The 22,862-nt window shown below is 66.1% G+C and carries 21 protein-coding genes, 1 tRNA gene and 1 pseudogene; 13 read left to right on the top strand and 10 right to left on the bottom strand.

Translation table 11 applies throughout. From position 1 onward, the window contains the following. Window positions 1-140: 140 nt before the first annotated feature. The 3 genes and pseudogenes from E3O47_RS01305 to E3O47_RS01300 all read left to right on the top strand — a co-directional run bounded on the left by E3O47_RS01305 (window position 141) and on the right by E3O47_RS01300 (window position 3,846). The gene (locus E3O47_RS01305; RefSeq protein ID WP_241986045.1) at window positions 141-1,988 is read left to right on the top strand and encodes an amino acid transporter; all 1,848 of its coding nucleotides are present in this window, start codon (window positions 141-143) and stop codon (window positions 1,986-1,988) included. A gap of 153 nt (window positions 1,989-2,141) precedes the next feature. Continuing rightward, a pseudogene (locus E3O47_RS16355) lies at window positions 2,142-2,463 on the top strand (hypothetical protein); the annotation flags it as partial. A gap of 1,188 nt (window positions 2,464-3,651) precedes the next feature. Then, window positions 3,652-3,846 (top strand): hypothetical protein, encoded by a 195-nt coding sequence (locus E3O47_RS01300; RefSeq protein ID WP_134343049.1) that lies wholly within the window; start codon window positions 3,652-3,654, stop codon window positions 3,844-3,846. Window positions 3,847-3,896: 50 nt separating this feature from the next. Here the strand turns inward: E3O47_RS01300 and E3O47_RS01295 are convergent, their stop codons facing one another. Beyond that, window positions 3,897-4,280, bottom strand: a complete 384-nt coding sequence (locus E3O47_RS01295) for a nitroreductase family deazaflavin-dependent oxidoreductase (RefSeq protein WP_198418009.1) — start codon at window positions 4,278-4,280, stop codon at window positions 3,897-3,899. 426 nt (window positions 4,281-4,706) lie between these two features. On the opposite strand from E3O47_RS01295, the gene E3O47_RS01290 reads away from it, so the two are divergent. Continuing rightward, window positions 4,707-5,108 carry a VOC family protein gene (locus tag E3O47_RS01290; protein ID WP_134419354.1) on the top strand — a complete coding sequence of 134 codons (402 nt, stop codon included), beginning with the start codon at window positions 4,707-4,709 and terminating at the stop codon, window positions 5,106-5,108. A gap of 854 nt (window positions 5,109-5,962) precedes the next feature. Continuing rightward, window positions 5,963-6,850, top strand: a complete 888-nt coding sequence (locus E3O47_RS01285) for a hypothetical protein (RefSeq protein ID WP_134401683.1) — start codon at window positions 5,963-5,965, stop codon at window positions 6,848-6,850. Between the two features lie 369 nt (window positions 6,851-7,219). Here the strand turns inward: E3O47_RS01285 and E3O47_RS01280 are convergent, their stop codons facing one another. Beyond that, on the bottom strand, window positions 7,220-7,417 hold the full coding sequence (locus E3O47_RS01280) for a hypothetical protein (protein WP_134401682.1): 198 nt from the start codon (window positions 7,415-7,417) through the stop codon (window positions 7,220-7,222). Between the two features lie 44 nt (window positions 7,418-7,461). Then, window positions 7,462-8,127, bottom strand: coding sequence for a hypothetical protein (locus E3O47_RS01275; RefSeq protein WP_134419352.1), 666 nt, complete (start codon window positions 8,125-8,127; stop codon window positions 7,462-7,464). A 229-nt stretch (window positions 8,128-8,356) separates the two neighbouring features. Here E3O47_RS01275 and E3O47_RS01270 point away from each other — a divergent pair, with 229 nt between their 5' ends. Continuing rightward, window positions 8,357-9,046, top strand: a complete 690-nt coding sequence (locus E3O47_RS01270; protein ID WP_104101874.1) for a phosphoribosyltransferase family protein — start codon at window positions 8,357-8,359, stop codon at window positions 9,044-9,046. 58 nt (window positions 9,047-9,104) lie between these two features. Further along, window positions 9,105-10,889 carry a bifunctional 3'-5' exonuclease/DNA polymerase gene (locus tag E3O47_RS01265; RefSeq protein ID WP_233191458.1) on the top strand — a complete coding sequence of 595 codons (1,785 nt, stop codon included), beginning with the start codon at window positions 9,105-9,107 and terminating at the stop codon, window positions 10,887-10,889. 51 nt (window positions 10,890-10,940) lie between these two features. On the opposite strand, the gene E3O47_RS01260 is transcribed toward E3O47_RS01265, so the two are convergent. After that, complete coding sequence (locus E3O47_RS01260) at window positions 10,941-11,525, bottom strand: PadR family transcriptional regulator (RefSeq protein WP_134419351.1); 585 nt, start codon at window positions 11,523-11,525, stop codon at window positions 10,941-10,943. A 231-nt stretch (window positions 11,526-11,756) separates the two neighbouring features. On the opposite strand from E3O47_RS01260, the gene E3O47_RS01255 reads away from it, so the two are divergent. Further along, complete coding sequence (locus E3O47_RS01255) at window positions 11,757-12,278, top strand: DUF3145 domain-containing protein (protein WP_104101883.1); 522 nt, start codon at window positions 11,757-11,759, stop codon at window positions 12,276-12,278. Between the two features lie 93 nt (window positions 12,279-12,371). Here E3O47_RS01255 and E3O47_RS01250 read toward each other — a convergent pair whose 3' ends face one another. The 6 genes from E3O47_RS01250 to aceE all read right to left on the bottom strand — a co-directional run bounded on the left by E3O47_RS01250 (window position 12,372) and on the right by aceE (window position 20,000). Next, window positions 12,372-13,607: a beta-ketoacyl-[acyl-carrier-protein] synthase family protein gene (locus E3O47_RS01250; protein WP_104101886.1), complete on the bottom strand. Its 1,236-nt coding sequence runs from the start codon at window positions 13,605-13,607 to the stop codon at window positions 12,372-12,374. Between the two features lie 90 nt (window positions 13,608-13,697). Continuing rightward, window positions 13,698-13,946: an acyl carrier protein gene (locus E3O47_RS01245; protein WP_104101888.1), complete on the bottom strand. Its 249-nt coding sequence runs from the start codon at window positions 13,944-13,946 to the stop codon at window positions 13,698-13,700. Window positions 13,947-14,010: 64 nt separating this feature from the next. Next, window positions 14,011-15,015 carry a beta-ketoacyl-ACP synthase III gene (locus E3O47_RS01240; protein WP_104101891.1) on the bottom strand — a complete coding sequence of 335 codons (1,005 nt, stop codon included), beginning with the start codon at window positions 15,013-15,015 and terminating at the stop codon, window positions 14,011-14,013. A gap of 12 nt (window positions 15,016-15,027) precedes the next feature. Beyond that, window positions 15,028-15,954, bottom strand: coding sequence for an ACP S-malonyltransferase (locus tag E3O47_RS01235; protein WP_104101893.1), 927 nt, complete (start codon window positions 15,952-15,954; stop codon window positions 15,028-15,030). A gap of 105 nt (window positions 15,955-16,059) precedes the next feature. Beyond that, a complete protein-coding gene (locus E3O47_RS01230; protein ID WP_104101895.1) occupies window positions 16,060-17,265 on the bottom strand; it encodes a helix-turn-helix domain-containing protein in 1,206 nt (401 codons plus the stop codon). 8 nt (window positions 17,266-17,273) lie between these two features. Continuing rightward, the gene (gene aceE / locus E3O47_RS01225) at window positions 17,274-20,000 is read right to left on the bottom strand and encodes a pyruvate dehydrogenase (acetyl-transferring), homodimeric type (RefSeq protein ID WP_104101897.1); all 2,727 of its coding nucleotides are present in this window, start codon (window positions 19,998-20,000) and stop codon (window positions 17,274-17,276) included. 256 nt (window positions 20,001-20,256) lie between these two features. Between aceE and E3O47_RS01220 the strand changes: the two genes are divergently transcribed. From E3O47_RS01220 to E3O47_RS01200, 5 genes are all read left to right on the top strand, one after another. Continuing rightward, the gene (locus tag E3O47_RS01220) at window positions 20,257-20,724 is read left to right on the top strand and encodes a peroxiredoxin (protein ID WP_104101900.1); all 468 of its coding nucleotides are present in this window, start codon (window positions 20,257-20,259) and stop codon (window positions 20,722-20,724) included. Between the two features lie 71 nt (window positions 20,725-20,795). Beyond that, window positions 20,796-20,868: transfer RNA gene (locus E3O47_RS01215), tRNA-Val, on the top strand. Window positions 20,869-20,956: 88 nt separating this feature from the next. Beyond that, window positions 20,957-21,409, top strand: a complete 453-nt coding sequence (locus E3O47_RS01210) for an S-ribosylhomocysteine lyase (RefSeq protein ID WP_104171090.1) — start codon at window positions 20,957-20,959, stop codon at window positions 21,407-21,409. Further along, window positions 21,406-22,131, top strand: coding sequence for a 5'-methylthioadenosine/S-adenosylhomocysteine nucleosidase (gene mtnN, locus E3O47_RS01205; protein ID WP_104101904.1), 726 nt, complete (start codon window positions 21,406-21,408; stop codon window positions 22,129-22,131). Before E3O47_RS01210 ends, mtnN begins: the two co-directional genes overlap by 4 nt. A gap of 213 nt (window positions 22,132-22,344) precedes the next feature. Beyond that, window positions 22,345-22,701, top strand: coding sequence for a hypothetical protein (locus tag E3O47_RS01200; RefSeq protein WP_134419350.1), 357 nt, complete (start codon window positions 22,345-22,347; stop codon window positions 22,699-22,701). Window positions 22,702-22,862 lie beyond the last annotated feature (161 nt).

The following is a 22,862-nucleotide window of genomic DNA, read 5'->3' as shown; positions in this document are numbered from 1 at the left end:
CAGTGGATTCATTGGACGTTCCGGTCATCCCGGCGAGCGTTGCCAGCCCCGTCCGTTCGAGAGCGCCAGCGGGCAGCCTTGTGCGGTGGCTGCTTCGGAACCGTGTGCAGCCCGTCGGACCGGAGAGCCACGAAGACACGGTGACGAAGCATCCCTGGTGGATGGTCATGTGTCTGACGGGCGTCGACTACTTCTCGACGTTGTCGTACCTGCCGAGCATCGCCGTGCTGGCTGCCGGAGCACTGGCGCCGTTAGCGACCCTGCTGATCGTTGCACTGACTCTGCTGGGGATGTTGCCGATGTACCGGCGGGTGGCGAAGGAGAGCCCGCACGGCCAGGGTTCGGTGGCGATGCTCGAGCGGCTCCTCCCGTTCTGGAAGGGCAAGTTCTTCGTGCTGGTACTTCTGGGCTTCGTCGCAACGTCCTGGATCATCACGATCACCCTGTCATCGGCGGATGCCACGGTCCACCTTCTTGAGAACCCATATGCGCCCAGCTTCCTCGAGGGGCATGCCGTGACGATCACGATCGTCCTGCTCCTCACCCTCGGCGGCGTCTTCCTTCTCGGTTTCAGCGAAGCCGTGGCGGTCGCCATCCCGCTGGTGGCGGTGTATCTCACCCTAAACGCCGTCGTCATCGGCGTCGGCCTCTACGACGTGTTCACGGAACCAGCCGCTCTCGCCGGATGGGCCGACGCCCTCACCTCCCGCGGCGGGGGGTTCGGTGATCTTCTCGGTCCCGCCATCATCGCTTTCCCGCTGCTCGTGTTGGGTCTGTCCGGATTCGAGACCGGGGTGAGCATGATGCCCCTGGTTGCCTCGGCAGGGAAAACCACCGAGGAGCGCCTGGCTTCACGCATCCGCAACACCCGCAAGCTCCTGACCGCGGCGGCCCTCATCATGAGCGCCTACCTCCTCTCGAGCACCTTCGTCACCACCCTCCTCATCCCCGAGGAAGCTTTCGAAGACGGTGGCGAAGCGAGCGGCCGCGCACTGGCCTACCTGGCCCACGAACTCGTCGGAAACACCTTCGGCACCGTCTACGACGTGAGCAGCATCCTCATCCTGTGGTTTGCGGGGGCGTCCGCGATGGCCGGCCTGATCAACATTGTCCCGCGCTACCTGCCGTCATACGGCATGGCCCCCGAGTGGAGCCGCGCCGTGCGCCCCGTGGTTCTCGTCTACACCGGCATCAGTATCCTGATCACGATTGGCTTCAACGCCAACGTAAACGCGCAGGCGGGCGCCTACGCCACCGGCATTCTGGCGATGATGGTGTCCGGAGCCGTCGCCGTCACGATCTCGGCGATCCGACGCCACCAGCGCCGAGCCAGTGTCGCATTCACCATTCTGACCTTGATCCTCTTGTACGCCCTGGGCGAGAACATCTTGGAGAAGCCAGACGGCATAGCCATTTCTGCGTTCTTCATTCTGGGCATCATCGTCGTTTCACTCGTATCCCGAGTTTCACGCACCACCGAACTGCGGGTGGAAACGGTCGAACTGGACGAACACGCGCGGCGCTTCATCACCGACTCGCTCGTCTTCGATGGCGCGTTGAACCTGATTGCGAACAAGCCGAAGCCGGGCAAACAGACCGACTATGCCGGAAAGGAGACGGCGCAGCGGGGGATGAATCCCGTGCCGGGTCGCGCTGACGTGCTGTTCCTGGAGATCGAGGTGGTGGATCCGTCTAGTTTCAGCGAGACGCTCCATGTTCGCGGTGAAGAAGTCAACGGGCTTCGGGTGCTTCGAGCCCAGAGCCCCGCGGCTCCGAACGCCATCGCCGCCATCCTCTTGGCATTGCGCGACGCATCCGGAGTGCGACCTCACGCTTACTTTGAATGGTCAGAGGGCAACCCCCTAGGGCACCTCCTGCGCTACCTCCTCCTCGGCCAAGGAGATACCGCACCCGTCGTGCGCGAAATCCTTCGCCAGAGCGAAGCTGATCCGGCACGCCGACCCGGAATCCACGTCGGCGGCGGCTGACGGCGCCCCGTACGGCGACGGTTCAGAGAAATCTGCACGGTCGGGAAATCGTGACTCACGCAGGGCCGTTCGTCTCCCCGTCGAGCCAGAGCGTATCGGATGCGTCGTTGTGGACGGTGCCGGTGCCCACCTGCCTGGTGTCGATTCTGTCGCGGCGCATCGGGCGTGGCCTTCAATGACGGCAGAGGGTTCACCTACTCGGCCTTCGGCTACCCGGCAGCGGCACCGTTCACCGGCAACACCCTGCAGTCCTGCTCCGGCACCGCCACGGACTCCCCATACGCCCAGTCCGAATCGCAGGGCATCCCCCTGCGACATGACCGGTGGAACATCCGGCCGCCCGCGGTTCATCGGCAGCGGTTCGGCCGGCTATCAGAACTCGGTCAACAGTCTCGGCTACAACAACGTCGCGAACACCATGTTCGTGCCGTACTGGGGATCGGTGATCGAGAGCGCCTATGCTGCCGCCGCCTGAACCTGACCGGAATGACGAACCCGGCTCCGGAGGCGTCGCGCACGAGAATCTGACCGCGGACCCGTCCGACGCCGAATGGGACGAAGACCGGGTGCGCGCGGCGCGACCACGAGCGATCCGTCTCAACCCGGACGGCACTCGACTTCGGATGAAGTACCGGGGCAACCAGAACCGACGGACGTACATTAGAACCACCTGCGGGACAGCACCGGCAAGTCGGGGGTCCGCCGCATACCGCGGTGTGCGGCGGACCCGTGCTGTCATCCGGGGTCGAGGCCACGGGGACAGCCAGGGAGCCGATCGCAACCTCTCACCTTGTTTCGCAGCGGTGACAGGGATCGGGAACCGTCGAGGATCATTGACTGCTGAGGGTCTGGGAATGGCTCGAAGACCGCCCGCTTGATGAGGCGGTGCGCATCGAGGGTCGCAAGGAGCACCCACGAGAGTGGCATCGGCACGAGGAGATCGACAACCGCTTGAGCAAGGATGCGGCCAGGACCCACGCGGAGCTGTCGGTCGAGGGTTATCAGAGCGTTTGTTTGCGACGTGCTGAGGGGTGCCTGGGTGTAGGGAGCGCGGTTCGTGTCGGACCGGAACAGGGATGAGTAGTCCTCGGTGGCCACGGATGCGTGCTTCGCCAGGGTGACCCGCGCGACCGGCTTGTGGCGCATCGACGTCTTCAGGTCCGTCTCGTCATAGCTCCTGCCCGGGAATAACTCGAACGACGCCGAGTACCAGAGATGTTGACCATTGCTGGGATGATGCCGAGGAGTGCGAGCACGGCGATGATCTTGCATGAAGAGTGTGATCAGAATCGGCGGGCACGTCAGGAGAAGAAAAACTAGGAAGGCCGTGGCGATCGGGTTGGCGAGATCAGGCTGTCGTCTATCCCGTCAATTGCGCGCCCAACCACGCTGCCAATGAAGGCCGGCGCGGCAGCGGCAACCGTCGGACCCCATCAAGTCTCGGCCCGGTATTCGCTCGTCCCGGCTTGATCGCGATGGACGCAAGGCCCGAACTCAAGGCGCATCTTGTGAAGATCCCATGACTTCATCGTGCACCCTCGACCGGGAGATGCGTAATTCCCATTTCGTGCTGGTCGCTGACGAAAGCGATGGGCAGAGTGCGCAACTTTCGGTGACAGCAACGCCTTGATAGGCAGCTCCCGACGGTGCCACACTGGAGACTGTGAACCTCAACGATGAATTGCAGGCCGTCGAAAAAGTGGTGGATCGACTCACGAAACGATTCCCAAATGTGCCACGGTCGAGCGTTGAAAGAGCTGTCCGCGAGGAGCATCAGAACTTCTCCGGCCGCCCGATACGTGACTTTGTTCCCGTTCTCGTCGAACACGGGGTCAAGGAACGCTTACGCAAACAGTGAGCCACGGTTCAGCGGGATAGTGCGCGACCACCAGTGGTGCCCGTTGCGCCTTACTGGACATCCCGGATCATGAATACCGGGAAGTCGGCTGCTATGGTTTCGAATGCTTGGACTGGCTCCGACTGATCGACCGGAATGTGCGGTCGGGCGCCGGGTGCTTGCGCCAGGTATGACTTGGTAATCGGTGCGCGGGCATCCGCGCGAACCTCTTCAAGTAGCACCGGTCGCCTGCGCCCCGCGTGGATGACGGCGCTCCCATTCGCGGCCCGCACATTGCGCACCCACCGCGAGCCCTGGCCCAGCATCGAAACCACGTACTCACAACCTTCGTAGCGGGCCACCACGAGCGGCAGGGTGAGCAGGGTGTGCGACTTCGGATTGACGGTCTCGAGGCTTACCGCGCCGTGGCCAACGATACCGAGCGAGAACACCATCGCGCTTATTCGGTTCAGGAAACGCGCCCACCGGTTCGGGCGCCCGCCGGCGTACATGCGCCGTAACGAGTCTCCACGGATCATGTCGGGTCGCCGCTGATCTTGAAGTGGGTGTCGTGCACGAATTTTGGCCTGAGTGGTGTGCCTCTCTCGTTTTCCGACTGACACCATCGTTGCGGCTGTGTCGCTCGGGCGAGCTGACAGTACCATCGCATCATGGCGCGACCGTTGCCAGTGAATAGCCGATACCGTAACCGTAGAGGACGGTACACCGTCGCCGATCTTGATGACGTGCACCAACGCCAGGGCGCGACCGCGGCCAAGGGATGTCCTACTTCAGCGAATCGACGATCACCAGCTCGATCAGACAACGAACCCTCACAGCGTTCTAGCGATCGGTGGTAGGTCGATCTGTATGCTTTGCATATGATGGCGCCGCAGATCTATGTCACTTTCCCCGGTACAGCGCGCGAAGCGCTCCGCTTCTACGCGGATGTTTTCAGCGGAGAGCTCACCCTGCATACCTACGAGGATTTCGGTCGCAGCGACGGCCCGCCCCACAACATAGCTCACGGAGTGCTCGAGGGCGTAGTTGTATTGATGGGATCCGATGCAGCCGCAGGTGAAAAAAGTGTTCGGCTTGATGGCGTCAAGCTCTCATTGCTGGGCGCCGCCGAACCGGAAATTCTCCACGAGTGGTTTGACAAACTCGCGATGGACGGCCAGATCGTTGACTACCTTGCCCCAAAGCCTTGGGGTGCTTCGGATGGCCAAGTCATCGACCGTCATGGACTGCACTGGCTCATCGGATACGAACTCGGGCAATGAGCGGCCCACAACGCTCGATCGTGGAGAGCGACAAGGTCCTCGTGAGGATCGATCTGGATGTCCCTCCCTGTTGAACTCCTCCGACAAGTGTTCTCGATCGCTGCTGATCTCCACCGAGCTTGCCCCCTGTCGCCCTTTTGGAGTGCCTCGAAGCGGATGCCGTGCCCGGCCCGACCGCGGCGGCCCGACCGGTCCCGACCGGTCCCGACCGGACATGCTCGCTGTCAGAGACCTGATCACCAACGACGGCCAACAGTAAGTCGTGATCAACGCACCGGCTGTCCGCGAGTGCCCGCCCGCATATGGGCGTCGAAGCCGGGCAACTTATTGCATCGGGTGCACCCCGTATTTCGCCTCGAGCGTGGCATCCGTCACAATCTCTGGCCTGGACATGCCGCGACAGGTCTGGCAGCGCATCACGACGGGTCAGCGAAGTACCGACGACCACGGCGAGAGGCACCCAAAGCCTGAGCGAGGCTGTGAAGTCGCGAAGCCGAGGGGCGCCTGACGGCAGGCTGAGAGCTTAGGGCTGCGAACTCCACACCTACAGTTCCCTCAAAACAAATCTGCCGAAGTTCACCCATACCACCCCGTTACGCGGACAACGAGTTGTCCTGACTCGAGCCTATCGACGTGCACCGGCATCGGTAGCGGCCGAGTACGGATGACTTTGCCAGCTACAACTGAGCATCTGTCCAGAAAGTGAGTGCAAGCTGGCGGGTTCGTCCATGCGGCTTCATCTGGCCGTGAGTCCACCGATCACGGTGCGCCGAGGATCGTGTAGCCCGGCCGCATCGCATTTGGAAGTCATGCGCTCTGCTTCACCCCGTTCACCTCTGACCGCCCGGCGAGAAATGAACGCCAAACGTAAACGTTCGCGCACCAGATCCGTCGCTGTCGGCACTGGAGCAGCTCTCGGTCTCCTCGGCCTGATCATGGGAATCGGTGCGGTGTCACAGGCGTCCGCGGTAAGTTCTGCCGGCATCGCCGCGACGACGGAGCTCTCCGAAAGCACCGGTTTGCATCACGAGCAGCTCAGCGTCTACTCCGCCATAGCCACAAAAACCGCCCATGACCGGGCGGAGAGCACCCTCAGTGACGCCGGAACGGTGATCACGGCCATGGCGAACAAGGTGGATCCGACCCCACTGGCGTCATCCGTCGCCGCGCTCGGGGACTACAAGTCGTTGGAGACGGACACCGTCATCGAGCTCACCGAACAGACTCAGGAGGCGGCCGACACGGCCCGTTCGGCTGTGGCCGAGGTAGACCGAGCCGCCGCCGAGGCCGCAGCAGCGGCCGCCGCCGAGGCCGCTCGCGCCCAGGCCGAGGCTGCCGTTCAGGCTCAGGCTCAGGCGGACGCCCGGGCCGCGGCCGCGGATGCGTCGCGCGATTCCGCTCCAGCTGCTGAGTCCCAGCCCGACGCCGGCGGCAACACGCCCGCCGAGGCGAAGGCGACGGCCCGGGCGATGGCAGCCTCCAAGTACGGCTGGGGCGAGTCCGAGTTCTCCTGCCTCGTACAGCTCTGGAACAAGGAATCCGGCTGGTCGTACACGGCCAACAACCCCAGCGGCGCCACCGGAATCCCTCAGGCCCTGCCCGGGAGCAAGATGGCCACGGCGGGATCCGACTGGGCCACGAACGCGACGACGCAGATCTCCTGGGGTCTCGGCTACATCAAGGCCGGGTACGGCACCCCGTGCGGAGCCTGGGCGCATTCCGTGACCAACAACTGGTATTGACCGCACCTGACCTGACCTGACCTGACCCGACCGGGGCAACGGATTTGGGGGTGAGCCGCAGGTCGAGGTGGAGGGTCATGCTCCTGGCTGCTCCACAGTCGAACGAGTGGAAGGCTCAGTGTGCGTTGAGGCGGGCCCCTGCATCGATCGTCGTGCGCGGTGCGCGAGCCGGGGCCCCCGCACTCCGCTGACTCTGGCGAGCGACCTCACGCAGGTCCCACAGATTCTCCCGGGTGACGGAGACAGTCGGGCATCACCTCCCCATGCCGGACCCCTGCACCGGGGTGCCATCCAGCAGTGACGCATCGGCGAGGATGACCCTGCGGGGGTGCACGGAGAAATACCGGGGGAGCCGGTCGAGTTTGGCGGTCAGGTCGACCAGCAGGTCACACTGATCCGACCGCCGCACGTCGGCGGCCAGCTCGGCCTCCCGTCGACGGCGCGGCGGAAGGCGCGCGCGACGATGCGCCATGGCTGTTTGGCGATCGCGTCGATCATCTCGCCCAACAGGCTCAGGGCCAGGCCGGCGTACCGCACGGTGCCCCGGCCGCGGTAGGCGTTCGTCATCGACATCAGGCTGACCCGGTCGGCGCCAAAGAAACCTGTGCGAGTCAGCCGACTGCTCCCGGCCGTCTGCGTGCGATGAAGAACGGTCGCACCGACACCAGGTAGAAGGCGACGAGCGCGGCCAGCAACCCCGATGCGGATGCCCCGACGGCGACGCCCCAGAGCAGCCGGGGCCCGTTGCCGGGCACGATCACGCCGGTGATGTCGGCGTTCGCGGGCGGCTCCGTGGGCATCATCGCCGGAGTCGGCGTGCTGGTGTTCTCCGGCTCGTTGGTCGTTCCTGCGCGCTCGCCTGGAACGGGAGCAGAGGTCGGGGCTGGATCCACGTTCTTGGCAGGTGGGGCTTCCGACGGTGCCGCCGCCGTCGCCGACGGTGGAACGACAGCCGGCGTGGACTGTGGCCCGGCCGAGGGGGCCGGCTCTGCCGGGGGAGTGGTGGCGGGTTCCTCAGGTGCTGGCGAGGGGAACTTGGTCGGAGTGAGAGTGGGAGGGGGCGGCGGTGTCGGTGTCGGTCCGGGGGTGGTTTCACCCTGGGTCAGGGCCACACACTGTGACTCCCCGTCGACATCGACGATCGGCACGGTTTCGCCCGGGCACTCGTCGGCGGAGACGCGCGTCGCACTCGGCATCACGGTGCCGAGCGTCAGCAGGAGAGCGATCCCGGCCGTGAGCCCGGTCGCGGCAATCAGGGTGGTGAGTCGTCGATACACAGCTGATCCAGGTTCCGTTCGATGGTGCCGTGATTGTTCTGGTTGAACCGAGTCTGCCCTCGGTCCCCGGACGCGTCCAGTGCCCGGGACCACCGAAGTGGCATGTGTGCCCGTCAGCTCGAATCGGGTCGCCGCGCCTGAGCCCCGGGCGGCCCTCGACAAAGCCGAGGGTCGGCGGCAGAATCGGACGAGGCGGACCCGCAGGAGGTATTCGCCGGGTGGGAGCCTCATGTTCACGAATCGGAGCGAGGCCGGCCGACTGCTGGCCGAACCACTGATCGAACGACTGACTGAGCTTGAGGCGCACGACCCGGTGGTCTACGCCCTCCCGCGGGGCGGTGTGCCTGTGGCGATCGAGGTCGCTCGGCGCCTGCATGCCCCGCTGGACCTCATCCTGGTGCGCAAGATCGGGGCCCCGGGCTATCCGGAGGTCGCGATGGGGGCGGTCGTCGACGGTGCTAGTCCGCAGGCGATCGTCAATGAGGACGTGTTCGCCGCCACCGGGGGCGACTCGATGGGTTTGGCCCGGGCCCGCCGTCGCGAGCTGGCCGAAATCGCACGACGTCGCACCCTCTACCTCAATGACCGCCCGCAGATCAGTCCGCGGGGCCGTGTCGCCGTCGTCGTGGACGACGGCCTCGCGACGGGAGCCACGGCCAAGGCAGCCCTCGCGGCCCTGAAAGGGCAGGGCGCCGCACTCACGGTGCTCGCGGTCCCGGTCGCACCCGCCGAGCTGCTCGGGGAGATGCGGCAGTATGCGGATGTCATCGTCGTGCTGCACGCCCCGCAGGAGTTGTGGGCAATCGGGCCCTTCTACACCGACTTCCACCAACTCTCAGACAACGAGACCGTCGCCCTGCTGCAGGAGGCGTGGGCTGAGGCCGACGCCACTCCACCGACAGACGGCCGGACGAACTGACGGTCATATGACGGATGCTTTTCCCGCCGGCACGGTCCCGAACCGGCAGAATGGGCAGGTGCACCTTCTGGCGAGTCGAACGGGAAACGGGGAGATCCTCGTGCTGTCGCTCGACGCCGAGGGCAACGTCGCGGGGCCAGCACTCCGTTTGCCTTCACACGAATTCCCCGGCTATGTGCTCGGTCAGGAGCGAGACCGGCCCCGTTGGGTGTGGGAGGACACGGCCCGCATCTACCCGCTGCTCCTGGCGGCCGGAATCAGGGTGCACCGCGCCCACGACTTGCGCCTGTGCCACGCGATCCTGCGCCAGTCGTCGCTGACCCAGGCAAGCGCGCTGGCCCGGGCGGAGCCGAGCCGCTGGGATCGGGCGGTGGCCTTCGAACCGGCCGCGTCCGCATCCGGGGTGACACTCTTCGACCTGTTCGACAGCGACGGTGACAGCGCCGCCGGCAGCGACACCGAGACCGCCGCCGACGGCGTGACCGGCCGCGACGCCGGCAGCGCGGCCGCCGGGTTCGGTACGCAGGCGGAATACCGGCGCCAGCTCGACGCGGTCCGCGCCTCTGCGGAGCCCGGCCGCCTCCGCCTGCTGCTCGCCGCGGAATCGGCCGGGGCGCTGATCGCCGCCGAGATGCAGTTCGCCGGCCTGCCGTGGCGCACCGACGTGCACGACGCTCTGCTGACCCGCGAACTCGGCCCCCGCGTCGCCCCGGGCATCCGGCCCGAACGCCTCGAAAACCTCGCTCGGCGCATCCGTGACGCTGTTGGCGAACCCGGTCTCAACCCCGACTCCCAGCCCGATCTGATGCGGGCACTGCAGAAGGTCGGCCTGAAGGTGACGTCCACCCGCGCCTGGGAGCTCAAGGAGCTCACCCACCCTGTGATCGATCCGCTGCTCGAATACAAGAAGCTGGCCCGGCTGCTCAGCGCGAACGGCTGGTATTGGATGGACACCTGGATCGTCGACGGCCGGTTCCATCCCGAGTACATCCCCGGCGGGGTGGTGACGGGCCGCTGGGCCACTCGGGGCGGGGGAGCCCTGCAGCTGCCCAAACAGGTGCGCGGCGCAGTCGTCGCCGATGCGGGCTGGAAGCTCGTGGTCGCGGACGCCGCGCAGCTCGAGCCGCGTATCCTCGCCGCCCTATCGGCCGACACGGCCATGGCCCAGGCCGGCCGAGGAACGGACCTGTACGCCGGGATCGTCGCCGGGGGCGTCGTGGAGACCCGCGACCACGCCAAGGTGGCCATGCTCGGGGCCATGTACGGCGCCACCAGCGGGGAGAGCGGGCGCCTCCTGCCCCGGCTCGCGAAGGCCTTTCCGAGGGCACTGGCCCTCACCGAAACGGCCGCACGCGCCGGGGAACGCGGCGAGAGCGTGACGACACGGCTTGGGCGTTCCTCCCCGCGGCCCGGGGAACGCTGGCTGGCCACCCAGGCCAAGGCCTACGACCCCGGGGCGACGGATGCCGACGAGCGCCGGGCCCGTAGTCAGGCGCGAGACTGGGGCCGCTTCACCCGCAATTTCATCGTTCAGGGCAGCGCCGCGGAATGGGCGCTGTGCTGGATGGCGGAGGTGCGCCGGGAACTGCGAATGCTGCCCCAGGGTGCCCAGGGTTCCCAGTGGGCCCAGGGTGCCTCCGGGTCGGAATTCGACCGGGCCCCGCACCTGGTTTTCTTCCTGCACGACGAGGTCATGGTGCACACGCCCGCCGCGCTGGCAGATACCGTCGAGGAGATCATCCGGCGCGCGGCGGATACCGCCGGCCGGCACTTGTTCGGCGATTTCCCGGTCGATTTCCTGCTCACTGTTGCGACGGTCGACAGCTACGCGCAGGCGAAGTAGGTGCAACCACCGCAGAGGCGACGGCAGCTCCGACGGTGCGTGTCGCCCAGGTCAGGCGACGGATGCCGGTCGTCGTCCGCGCTTCGGCCGCACGTCGTTCAGACCGTGCCGAAAACCCGCGGCGTGGACGTCCTCGAGCAGCGCGTCGACGTCCCGAAGCCAGTCCAGTGCAGCGGCGGACAGCGCGGCCCGGGCGGCGCCCGCCAAGCGCTCCGCGCCCGTGGCCGCGGCGTCCATAGTCGCAGTCTCGGTAGTTGACTGCCACCGCCGGCGGTACCGGGCAACGATGCCGCGCGCATCGATGCCCAGCACCTGAGGATCAGGGAGGGAGATGGCGATCAGGACCCGGTCGAGCAGGTCGCTCCACTCGTTGCCGGGAGCGCTCTCGGTATCGGCCAGCCAGTGGAGCGCCTCGGCCTGGCCGAGCGCGGTGATTCGGTACAGCGGTAGGCCGTCTGCGGTGCTGCCGGCCGATTCAACGGCCGCCTGTTTCACCAGCCGCTCAAGAGTGCCGTAGATCTGCCCGACGTTGACCGCCCGCCGACCGGCCGTTCGAGACTCCAGCTCGCCATGAAGCTGGAAGCCATAGGCCGGACCGATCGTGAGGATCGCCAGCAGGCAGCTGCGAACAGACATGGGACCTCCGGTGGCCACGGTACGACCATACTGAGTATAGCGAACGGAGATCCGGTCCCGGCTCGAGTCTTGTGATCGCAGGGGTCGCTGAGGCATAATTCATGGATGCAGCGCCTGCGCGGTGCGTCGACCGTTGGTCATAGGTTCAAGTTCTCGATAAGTTCACAGCACGCCGCATTGTTTCGTTCAGAGGTCGTTGGGGAAGACGCATCTCACAGAACGGGAGAAACGATGGTGGCTACACACGCTCGGCAGGAAGCGACTGCGCGCGGCTACATTTACGTGCATTCTTCGCCTCGCGCTCTGAGTCCCCATGTGGAGTGGGCGGTGGGTCGCGCCCTGGGCGTGCCCGTCAGTTTCGACTGGTCTGAGCAGCCCGTGCTCCGCGGAGCGCAGCGGGCCGAGTACCAGTGGGAGGGCGCCTGCGGTACGGGGGCGCGGCTCGCCTCGGCGCTCCGCGGGTGGGACCACCTTCGCTTTGAGGTCACCGAGGACGCCGGTTTCGGCGCCGATGGGGCGCGCTGGCTGCACACCCCCGACCTGGGCATCTTCTTCGCCCAGACCGACACGGCCGGTAACGTCGTTATCCCGGAGGACCGGCTGCGCCACGCCATGGACCTGGCCGGGGCAAACGCGCTGGAGCTCCACCGGCAGCTCCGCATTACGCTCGGGCAGGCCTGGGACGACGAGCTCGAACCGTTCCGGCACGCCGGCGATTTCAACTCGGTCGTGTGGTTGCACCAGGTGGGCTGACGTGCAGCGCAAGGTCGCTCCCGAACACGGGATGGCCCCGACCGGTGCCGGTCGGGGCCATCCCGGTGCAGGCAGGTTTTCCGCCGGGTGGAGCTAGACCGACCGGAACGCCACGACGGCGTTGTGACCGCCGAAACCGAACGAGTTGCTGATGGCCAGCAGATCGCCGGAAGGCAACGTGCGCGGCATGGTCACCACGTCGAGCGGGATGCTTGGATCCTGGTTCAGCAGGTTGATGGTCGGCGGGGCCATGCGCTTGGCCAGAGCGAGAACCGTGAACAGGGCCTCAATCGCCCCGGCACCACCGAGGAGGTGACCGGTGGAAGCCTTGGTCGCCGACACCGGGATTCCGTCGAGCAGGTCGCCGAACACGCGGCGCAGTGCGTTGTACTCGGCGATGTCCCCGACCGGAGTGCTGGTCGCGTGCGCGTTGATGTGCGAGACATCCGCCAGGCTCGCGTCGGCATTCCTGATCGCGGTGATCATCGCGCGGGCCGCAGCCGTGCCATCGGGGTCTGGAGCGGTGATGTGGTACGCGTCACTGGTCACGGCACCACCAAGGAGCTCGGCGTAGATGCGCGCGCCGCGGGCCTTGGCGTGTTCTTCCGTCTCGACGACGAGCGCCGCGGCACCCTCACCGAGAACGAAGCCGTCCCGGGTGATGTCGTAGGGGCGCGACGCCGTGGCCGGGTCGTCGTTGCGCTTGGACAAGGCCTGCATAGCAGCGAAGGATGCGATCGGAAGCGGGTGAATTGCGGCCTCGGAGCCACCGGCGATGACGATGTCGGCGAGCCCGGCCTGTAGGCGGTTGTAGGCGTTCACGAGAGACTCGGTGCTCGAGGCGCACGCGGACACAACTGTGGTGATTCCGGCCCGGGCGTGAAGGTCCATTCCGATGGCCGCTCCCGGGCCGTTCGGCATGAGCATGGGCACGGTCATCGGCAGCACGCGGCGCGGACCGCGTTCGCGGAGGGTGTCCCACGCGTCGAGAAGGGTCCAGACTCCACCGATTCCGGTCGCCCAGTCGACGGCCAGCCGTTCGGGGTCTGCTTCGGGGGAGCCGGCATCCGCCCAGGCTTCACGCCCGGCAATCAACGCGAACTGGCTGGAGGGGTCGAGACGCTTCGTCTCGTGGCGGGCCAGAACGTCGACGGATGGAACCCTGGCCTGGGCGGCGAAGGTCACGGGGAGCTGAGTCCGGGCCACCCATTCGTGGTCTAGCGTGCTCGTCCCCGATTCACCGGCGAGCAGGGCCGACCAGCTGTCGGCGGCCGTGCCGCCGAGAGGGGAAGTCGCACCGATGCCGGTGATAACGATTTTTTTGGTCATAACGTTAACTCTCCGTGAGGCGTGCAAACGTGGGCATCACCCACAGATCAGGCCGGTCGGCAGATGCCGACCGGCCTGTTCATTTGTGGACTAGACCTGAGCCTTGACGATGAAGTCGACAGCGTTGCCGACGGTCTTGAGGTTCTTGACCTCTTCGTCGGGGATCTTGACGTCGAACTTTTCTTCCGCGTTGACGACGATGGTCATCATCGAGATGGAATCGATGTCCAGATCATCGGTGAATGACTTCCCCATCTCAACTGTGTCGGTCGCGATGCCAGTCTCGTCGTTGATGAGTTCGGCCAGGCCGGCAAGAACTTCTTCGGTGGACAATGCCATGTTATTTCTCCTTGGGGGTGTCTCGTATGACCGAGATTCAGTTTAGAGGGGAGTTGAGTGAAATCTAGGGAAGCACGACGACCTGCGCGCCGAACACCAGTCCTGCTCCAAAGCCGATCTGGAGGGCGAGGCCACCGCTGAGCTCGGGGTGCTCTTCCAGGAGACGGTGGGTGGCCAGCGGGATCGACGCCGACGAGGTGTTCCCGGTGGTGGCGACATCGCGGGCGATGACGACCGAGTCGGGAAGCTTCAGTTGCTTGGCGAACTCGTCGATGATGCGCATATTGGCCTGGTGCGGGATGAAAGCGGCGAGCTGGTCGCTCTCGATTCCCGCGACCTGGAGAGCCTCCTTAGCCACCTTCGCCATGTTCCAGACGGCCCAGCGGAAAACCGTTTGGCCTTCCTGGCGCAGGGTGGGCCATTCGGATTCTCCGCGTCGGTATTCCTGCAGGGTGTGATTCATGGTGATGGCATCGGCCTTGGACCCGTCGGATCCCCACACGGTGGGTGCGATCCCCGGGAAGTCGCTCGGGCCGATGACGACGGCGCCGGCGCCGTCGCCGAGGAGGAACGAGATGCTGCGGTCCGTGGGGTCGACGAGGTCGGATAGCTTCTCGGCGCCGATGACGAGCGCGTAGTGGGCGGTGCCCGTGCGGATCAGGGAATCGGCTTGCGCCACGGCGTAGGTGTATCCGGCGCAGGCGGCGTTGACGTCGTAGGCGGCGGCGGGGTTGGCGCCGACCCGATCGGCGACCACGGCGGCAATGGACGGTGTCTGCCGGCCGTTGCTGATCGTGGCCACGATGACGGCGTCGATCAGGTGTGGCTGGATGCCGGACCTCTCTATGGCTTCGCGGGCGGCATCCGTCGCGAGGTCGACGGCCTGGATGTCCTGGCTCGCTCTTGTGCGGGTGATGATGCCGGTGCGCTGTTGGATCCATTCATCAGACGAATCGATCGGACCGACCAGGTCGTCGTTGGGCACGACCAGATCCCCGCGGGCGGCGCCGATCGAGAGAATCCGGGTGTACCGGGGACCGTGCGATTGCTGGAGTGTTGGCTTGGACATATTCTCTTTCGGTCAGACTAGATTCTGCTGGTCGATCAGGTCGAACGCAGCGGGCAGGTCGTCCGGCGTCCTGATCGCTACGCTGGGCACGCCCTTGAGGGCACGTTTGGCGAGGCCGACAAGAGCCCCGGCCGGTGCGACCTCAATGATTCCGGTCACGCCGGCATCCGCGAACGAACGCATGCACATATCCCACCGTACCGGCGAGGACACCTGATCAACCAGCAACTCCACGAACCGGACACCGTTGGACACCGCGCTGCCGTCCCGGTTCGTCCAGATCGAAAGCGTGGGATCGGCGGGCGCGAGCAGCGCGGAGACACGGGTGAGGTGCTTCACCGCCGGGTGCATATACCGCGTGTGGAATGCACCAGCCACCTGCAGCGGAATCACCCGGGTGCGCGGATTGGGGTTCTTGCCGAGAGCGGCCAGAGCCGCGAGTGAGCCGGCGACGACGATCTGTCCGCCACCGTTGAAGTTGGCCGGGGCGAGGTCGAGTTCGTCGAGGCGGGCCAGGAGTTCGGTCTCATCGCCGCCCAGCACGGCGCTCATGCCGGAGGGCTCCAGCGCCGCGGCCTCGGCCATGGCGGTGCCGCGCTCGCGCACGAAACGCACGGCGTCCACCGCGCTGAGGATGCCGGCGCCGGCTGCGGCGGTGATCTCGCCCACCGAGTGACCGGCGATACCGGTGATGCGCTCCCGCCGGCCGTCGGCGAGGAGTGCGTTCAACGTGAGGAGTCCGGCGGCCACGATCAGTGGCTGGGCGATTCGGGTGTCCCGAATGGTGTCGGCGTCGCTCACGGTGCCGTGGCGCATCAGATCAATTCCGCAGGCCGCGGAGATCTCGTCCAGGCCGGCGGCGAAAGTGGGGTTCCGAAGCCAGGGCTCGAGGAAGCCGGGGGTTTGTGAGCCCTGACCGGGGCAGACGACAACAATCATTAATCCAGTCTCCCAACCTCGTTTGTTGCGGGCATGTCGGAGATCCACCAACTATTCGCGGAGTGTTTGTCGAATCTCGTTAGTTCGGCACCTCTGACGCCGCGATTAACGCCGGCGTGTTGAGCCGTCGTGGTCGCTGATCGACCCGATGATCAGGGCAGCCTGCAGGATGAGGGCCTCACGGGCGCCCGTGGCGTCGTAGCCGATGACCTCTGACACCCGCTTCAGGCGGTAGCGCACGGTGTTCGGGTGTACGAACAGTTCCCGGGCGGTGGCTTCCAGGGAGCGACCGTTGTCCAGGTAGCACCAGAGTGTGGTGAGCAGCTCGGTCGAATGCGCCTGCAGCGGGCGGTAGATCCGGTGGATCAGCGTGGCGCGGGCAAGCGGATCGCCGGCCAGCGCCCGCTCGGGGAGCAGATCGTCCGCCTGTACAGGGCGCGGGGCGTTGCGCCAGGAGCGCGCCACGGCGAAGCCGGCCAAGGCGGCCTTAGCGCTCTTGGACGCGTCGACCAGATTCGGCACCTCGTGGCCGAGCACCAGGTGGCCGGCGCCGAAGCTCGGCTCGAGCTGCACCGCGATCTCCATGAAACTGAGGGCGGAGGCCGTGCCGATCGCGTCATCCGTCTCGGTCGGCGACGGGTGGGCCCGGCCGATGACCAGGACGAGCCGGTTGCCCTGCACCCCGATCAGAACGTCGGCGGCCATGTGGCGAGCCGAGCGACGCAGCTGGTCGACGTCGAGCATCTTGGGTGTCGTGCCCACGAGCACGCAGACCTCGCCGTGCCCGTGCCAGCCGAGGGCCGCGATCCGGCTGGGCAGTTCGTCGTCGTACTCGCCGCTCAGGATCGAGTCGACGACCAGGGCCTCGAGGCGGACATCCCAGAGGCCGCGTGCCTCGGCTGCCCGGGCATAGACATCCGCCGCGCCGAAGGCGATCTCGCGGGAGTACAGCAGGATGGCCTCCCGCAGGATTTCCCCGCCGTCTTTGACCCGCTCCTCCACCACCTCGACGGTGACGCGGATGAGCTGCAGGGTCTGCTGCAGGCTGATTGAGCGCAGCAGTTCTCGCGGAGCGGCACCGAAAACGTCGGCCGCGATCCAGGGGGTGGACCGCGGGTCGTCAAACCACGAGATGAACGACGTGATCCCGGCCTGGGCGACCAGGCCCACGGCGGAACGCCGCCCGGGCGGCATATCGCCGTACCAGGGCAGCGTGTCCTCGAGACGCTTCAGCGTCGCCGTGGAAAGCTCCCCGGATATCGTTCGCAGCCAGCTGAGCGTCTGTTCCTTCGTCTTCGGTGTGGGTGCCACGGGGGCTGTTAGCTCTCGCCCCCGGCGGAACCGGTAGTTCCCGCCGTTACGTCGTGCAACCGGTACTTCGCGATCGCCTGGCCGACGACGCTGCGGTCGACCTCGCCTCGGCGAGCGAGAAGTTCGAGTGCGCGCACCACCATCGACGGTCCGTCGATCTTGAAGTAGCGGCGGGCCGCCGGGCGGGTGTCGGAGAAACCGAACCCGTCGGCGCCGAGGGTCGCGAAGTCGCCGGGCACGAACTGCCGGATCTGATCGGGCACCGCATGCATGAAGTCGGTGACGGCGATGAACGGTCCGGCGGTGCCGGCCAGCTTCTCCGTCACATAGGGGATCTGCGGCGCGTCGTCCGGGTAGAGGAAGTTGTGTTCCTCGACCGCGATGCCATCGCGACGCAGTTCGGCCCAGGAGGTGACCGACCAGACGTCGGCGGACACTCCCCAGTCCTCGGCCAAAAGGGCCTGGGCCTCGAGCGCCCAGGGCACGGAGACGCCGGAGGCCAACAGCTGCGCCTTCGGACCGGACACATCGGACACGCTGACGCGGTGGATGCCGCGCACGATGCCGTCCACGTCCACGTCGTCGGGCTCGCGCGGCTGCACCTGCGGCTCGTTGTAGACCGTGATGTAGTACATGACGTTGGGGTCGGCGTGCGTTCCTCCGTACATCCGCTCGAGTCCCGACCGCACGATGTGCCCGATCTCGTAGCCGTAGGCCGGGTCGTACGAGACCACGGCGGGGTTCGTCGAGGCCAGCAACGGCGAGTGGCCGTCGGCGTGCTGCAGGCCTTCACCGGTGAGGGTGGTGCGTCCGGCGGTTGCGCCGATCATGAACCCGCGGGTCATCTGATCGCCCGCGGCCCACATGGCGTCGCCCGTGCGCTGGAAGCCGAACATCGAGTAGAAGACGTAGATCGGGATGAGCGGCTCACCCTGCGTTGCGTACGACGTGCCCACGTTGGTGAAAGCAGCCATCGCGCCGGCTTCGTTGATCCCCACGTGCAGGATCTGGCCCTGCGGGCTCTCCTTATACGCCAAAAGCTGCGCGTGGTCGACCGAGGTGTACTGCTGGCCGCTGGGGTTGTAGATCTTGGCGTTCGGGAAGAACGCGTCGATGCCGAAGGTGCGAGCCTCGTCCGGGATGATCGGCACGATGCGGTGTCCGAAGTCCTTGGCGCGCAGCAGTTCCTTGAGCAGCCGTACGAAGGCCATCGTGGTCGCGATCTCCTGCGTGCCGGAACCCTTCTTGGTGGGGGCGTAGGTCGCGTCGCCCGGCAGGGTGATCTGCGTGTACTTGCTGCGACGCTCCGGCACGTACCCGCCGAGCGCGCGGCGGCGCTCATGCAAATACTGGATCGCCTCATCGTCCTCGTCCGGCTTGAAGTACGGCGGGAGGTAGGGGTTCTCCTCGAGCTGGGCATCCGTGATCGGCATGTGGGTGCTGTCGCGGAACGTCTTGAGGTTGTCGAGGGTGAACTTCTTCATCTGGTGGGTCGCGTTGCGGCCCTCGAAGCTCGGGCCGAGGGCGTAACCCTTGACCGTCTTGGCCAGGATAACGGTCGGCTGGCCCTTGTGCTCGGATGCGGCCTTGAATGCCGCGTAGACCTTGCGGTAGTCGTGGCCACCGCGCTTGAGGTTCCAGATGTCGTCGTCGGTGTAACCCTCGACGAGCTTGAGCGCGCGGGGGTCGCGGCCGAAGAAGTGCTCACGCACGTACGCACCGCTCTCGGCCTTGTACGTCTGGTAGTCGCCGTCGGGGGTGGCGTTCATCAGGTCGCGCAGGGCGCCATCGGTGTCGCGGGAGAGCAGCTCGTCCCACTCGCGACCCCAGACGACCTTGATGACGTTCCAGCCGGCGCCGCGGAAGAAGCTTTCCAGTTCCTGGATGATCTTGCCGTTGCCGCGTACCGGGCCGTCGAGGCGCTGGAGGTTGCAGTTGACGATGAAATTGAGGTTGTCGAGACCCTCGTTGGCGGCAACCTGCAGCTGCCCGCGGCTCTCGACCTCGTCCATCTCGCCGTCGCCGAGAAACGCCCAGACCTGCTGGTCGCTGGCGTCCTTGATCCCGCGGTTGGTGAGGTACCGGTTGGTTTGCGCCTGGTAGATGGCGTTGATCGGGCCGAGTCCCATGGAGACCGTCGGGAACTGCCAAAATTCCGGCATCAGTCGCGGGTGCGGGTAGGAGGACAGCCCGTTGGGGCCGTGGGACTTCTCCTGGCGGAATCCGTCGAGTTGGTCGGTGCTCAGGCGGCCCTCGAGGAAGGCCCGCGCGTAGGTTCCGGGGGAGGCATGGCCCTGGATGAAGATCTGGTCTCCGCCGCCCGGGTGGTCCTGGCCGCGGAAGAAGTGGTTGAAGCCGACCTCGTAGAGGGCAGCGGAGGATGCATAGGTCGAGATGTGGCCGCCGACGGAGATGCCGGGGCGCTGAGCACGGTGCACGAGAACGGCGGCGTTCCAGCGTATCCAGGCGCGGTAGCGGCGCTCGATGTCTTCGTCGCCGGGGAAGTCGGGCTCATTGCCGGCCGCGATGGTATTGATGTAGTCCGTGGTCGGCACCATGGGCACGCCGAGGTGCAGTTCCTTGGAGCGTTTCAGGAGCGTCAGCATGATCTCCCGACCACGCTGGTGACCGTGGGCCGATACGAGCGCGTCCAGCGATTCCGACCATTCGGCGGTTTCCTCCGGGTCCGCATCCGTGCTGTTAACCGAATACGGGTCCTGGTCGTTGACAGTCACACTCGACCTCTCTCTGTTGGGCAGACCATCGAAGCGAACCTGCCAAGTTAGCGGTGCCGGATGACGGTCGGATCACGACCGACGGCACCACGCAAGCCTACAGATTTTGCCTTCGGTTTGTGCGCGGTCGGTGAGCGCCGTTCGGGCCGGGAATCGAGGGTCCCTTGGGACGCTCATCTTGGTTCCGGCAGAAGGCGGGGCTAGGCTGTGGCGTCGCCTTGCATCGTTCCCGTGGGCGCACGAAAGGAAGCGCTCCATGGCGTTGGAAAATGACACCCAGGCTCCTGATTTCGAGCTCTTCAACCAGTTCGGCGAGCGGGTGCAGCTCAGCGAGTTCCGCGGGAAGAAGTCGGTCGCCCTGGTCTTCTTCCCCCTCGCGTTCTCGGGAATCTGCAGTGGCGAGTTGTGCGAGCTGCGGGACAATCTGTCGTTGTTCGTCGCCAACGAGGTGGAACTGCTCGGCATCTCGGTCGATTCCCGTCACGCCCTGCGTGCCTGGGGGGAACAGGAACGGTACACCTTCGACCTCCTGGCCGACTTCTGGCCGCACGGTGCGGTCGCTAAGGAATACGGGGTGTTCCTCGAGCAAAAGGGCTTTGCGAACCGGGCCACGTTCTTGATCGACCCTGAGGGGATCATCCGGGCCAGCTTCATCACCGCGCCGGGCGAGCCCCGGTCGTTGGAGGCCTACCGGGCTGCGATCGGCGAACTCCAGCCGGCTTGAACCCGGCCGCGGTCCACCCGGCGCGCAGAATCTGTATGATGAAACACGGCCTTCACCGGCCGTTGCGTCAGGGGCCTTTAGCTCAGTTGGTAGAGCGCCACGTTTACACCGTGGATGTCATCGGTTCGAGCCCGGTAGGGCCCACACATAAACCCCTGATCACGTCCGTTGCGAACGAGCCCCAGCCGAGTGCCACGACAGCTTCCAGGGAGAACACGTGAATCAGCCACGCATGAACGTCGAATCGTTCAACCTCGATCACCGCACGGTTGTCGCACCCTACGTGCGCCTGGCCGATACCAAGATGCTGCCGCAGGGGGACACCATCGTGAAGTACGACGTGCGCTTCACCCAGCCCAACGTCCTTCACCTGGAGATGCCGGCAGTGCACTCGATCGAGCACCTCTTCGCCGAGCACTCCCGCAACCACTCCACCCGAGTCATCGACTTCTCGCCGATGGGCTGTCAAACCGGTTTCTACCTCATTCTGCAGGGGCAGCCGGAGTACGCCGAGGTCCTCGAGTTGATCGAGGCCACCATGACCGACATCCTCGGCGCCACCGAGGTGCCCGCCGCCAACGAGGTTCAGTGCGGTTGGGGAGCCAACCACTCGTTGGCAGCCGCCCAGGACGCCGTGAAGGTCTTCCTGGCCGCCCGCGGCGCCTGGGCCACCGTCACCGCATGACGACCGTCGACGCGATCATTCTGGTCGCGATGGAGGAGGAGGCCGCTCCGTTCCTGGCGGCGGCCACCGCTTCCGCGCCGCCGGTCGCCATCGGCAGGGCCCGCCGGCACCGCCTCACCTTGGCCGGGCGTGAAGTGCTGCTCGTGCAGAGCGGCATCGGGCTGGTCAACGCGGCCGGTGGGACGACATCCGCACTCCTCTTTGTGCGCGCCGAGGACCCCGAGGCGTCGCCGCTGGTGATCAGCGCGGGTTCGGCCGGCGGGGTGGGCGCCCAGGTGCGGGTGGGCGAGGTGGTCATCGGGAGCGAATACCTCAACAGCGACGCTGACGCACGCGTCTTCGGGTACGCGCTCGGCCAGGTGCCCGGCATGCCGGCTCGCTACGAGGGCGCGACTGAGGCGCTGCGCGGCGCCGAGTCGGCTGCCCGGATGCCCGACGGATCGGCGCTGGTCGTGCGCCGCGGGCTGCTGGTCTCCAACGACGCCTTCGTGAGCGTGGAGCGCGCAGAGAGCCTCCGCGTGCTGTTCCCCGGGGTTCTCGCCACCGACATGGAATCCGTGGGCGCTGCTCAAACCTGCTTCGCTCATGGCGTACCGTTCGTGGCGGTCCGCGGCATCTCCGACCTGTGCGGACCGGTTGACGATCACCTCACCCACATCGACGACGCGGCCGACCGCTCGGCCGCGGTCGTGCTGGAGATGCTGCGCAGGTTCGCCGACTGACTCGGCCTACGCCCCGTCCGGCCGTGACCGATCCTCGGTGCGTGCAAAGGTCGGACGCAGGTTCTTCAATAGCTCTACGGAGCCGGGTTCCGCGCGATACGCTGGAAACGGCGTGACTGAGAAAGTCGCTGCCCGCCGCGGAATAATCGTTGCTTTCCCGCGGAGCCGAGTGGTCGTGAAGGCACCGTTAACACTCACGCGCGAGCGACTTCGATGCGAGTAATTTCGATCCGAGTAACGGATGCCCGGGGGGTGAACGTCGTCATGTCCCGGTCTGACCGTCAATCGTTCGGCCTCGCCGTCGAGGAGTTGCGCAACGCGAACCTGAACAGCACGCACCTGTGTTCGCCGTTCCTGCGGGTGCTGCCCGTCACCGGCGTGGCGATCTCCACCCTCGGCGCACCGTTCGGCGCCGAAACCGTGTGCGCGAGCGACGTCGAAGGCGTGTTCGCGTTCCCGATGGTCGTCGGAACGTCGGAACGTCGGAACGTCGGAACGTTGGACATCGGAGCGGTTGACCTGTACTCCCGCCGCCCCCGCACTCCCACGCGCGCACGGTCCGCGAGGTAGCGGACGATGTTGTGGCGCGAAGGGTTGATGTTTACTTCAGAATTAGACGGGTATTGGGGCTCCCCTGCTGTATCCGTGGGTGTTTCGGAGCGCCTTAACGGCCGCACGCCGCTTCCTGTCTAGGTTTCTGACTGTCAAAGGAAAGAAACTTTATAGGCGGG

The organism is Cryobacterium sp. TMT2-17-1 (assembly GCF_004402765.1).
GTDB lineage: Bacteria > Actinomycetota > Actinomycetes > Actinomycetales > Microbacteriaceae > Cryobacterium > Cryobacterium sandaracinum.
The sequence above is the reverse complement of the archived record's forward strand: the minus strand, read 5'-3'. Positions and strand labels throughout refer to the sequence as shown.

Excerpts from the sequence above, each read along its gene's own strand:
- E3O47_RS01295 (WP_198418009.1), bottom strand. The coding sequence starts at position 4,280 with ATGGTGTTCTCGCTCGGTATCGTTGGCCACGGCGCGGTAAGCCTCGAG.
- E3O47_RS01290 (WP_134419354.1), top strand. The coding sequence starts at position 4,707 with ATGATGGCGCCGCAGATCTATGTCACTTTCCCCGGTACAGCGCGCGAA.
- E3O47_RS01285 (WP_134401683.1), top strand. The coding sequence starts at position 5,963 with ATGAACGCCAAACGTAAACGTTCGCGCACCAGATCCGTCGCTGTCGGC.
- E3O47_RS01280 (WP_134401682.1), bottom strand. The coding sequence starts at position 7,417 with ATGACGAACGCCTACCGCGGCCGGGGCACCGTGCGGTACGCCGGCCTG.
- E3O47_RS01270 (WP_104101874.1), top strand. The coding sequence starts at position 8,357 with ATGTTCACGAATCGGAGCGAGGCCGGCCGACTGCTGGCCGAACCACTG.
- E3O47_RS01260 (WP_134419351.1), bottom strand. The coding sequence starts at position 11,525 with ATGTCTGTTCGCAGCTGCCTGCTGGCGATCCTCACGATCGGTCCGGCC.
- E3O47_RS01255 (WP_104101883.1), top strand. The coding sequence starts at position 11,757 with ATGGTGGCTACACACGCTCGGCAGGAAGCGACTGCGCGCGGCTACATT.
- E3O47_RS01250 (WP_104101886.1), bottom strand. The coding sequence starts at position 13,607 with ATGACCAAAAAAATCGTTATCACCGGCATCGGTGCGACTTCCCCTCTC.
- E3O47_RS01245 (WP_104101888.1), bottom strand. The coding sequence starts at position 13,946 with ATGGCATTGTCCACCGAAGAAGTTCTTGCCGGCCTGGCCGAACTCATC.
- E3O47_RS01240 (WP_104101891.1), bottom strand. The coding sequence starts at position 15,015 with ATGTCCAAGCCAACACTCCAGCAATCGCACGGTCCCCGGTACACCCGG.
- E3O47_RS01235 (WP_104101893.1), bottom strand. The coding sequence starts at position 15,954 with ATGATTGTTGTCGTCTGCCCCGGTCAGGGCTCACAAACCCCCGGCTTC.
- E3O47_RS01220 (WP_104101900.1), top strand. The coding sequence starts at position 20,257 with ATGGCGTTGGAAAATGACACCCAGGCTCCTGATTTCGAGCTCTTCAAC.
- E3O47_RS01210 (WP_104171090.1), top strand. The coding sequence starts at position 20,957 with ATGAACGTCGAATCGTTCAACCTCGATCACCGCACGGTTGTCGCACCC.
- mtnN (WP_104101904.1), top strand. The coding sequence starts at position 21,406 with ATGACGACCGTCGACGCGATCATTCTGGTCGCGATGGAGGAGGAGGCC.
- E3O47_RS01200 (WP_134419350.1), top strand. The coding sequence starts at position 22,345 with ATGCGAGTAATTTCGATCCGAGTAACGGATGCCCGGGGGGTGAACGTC.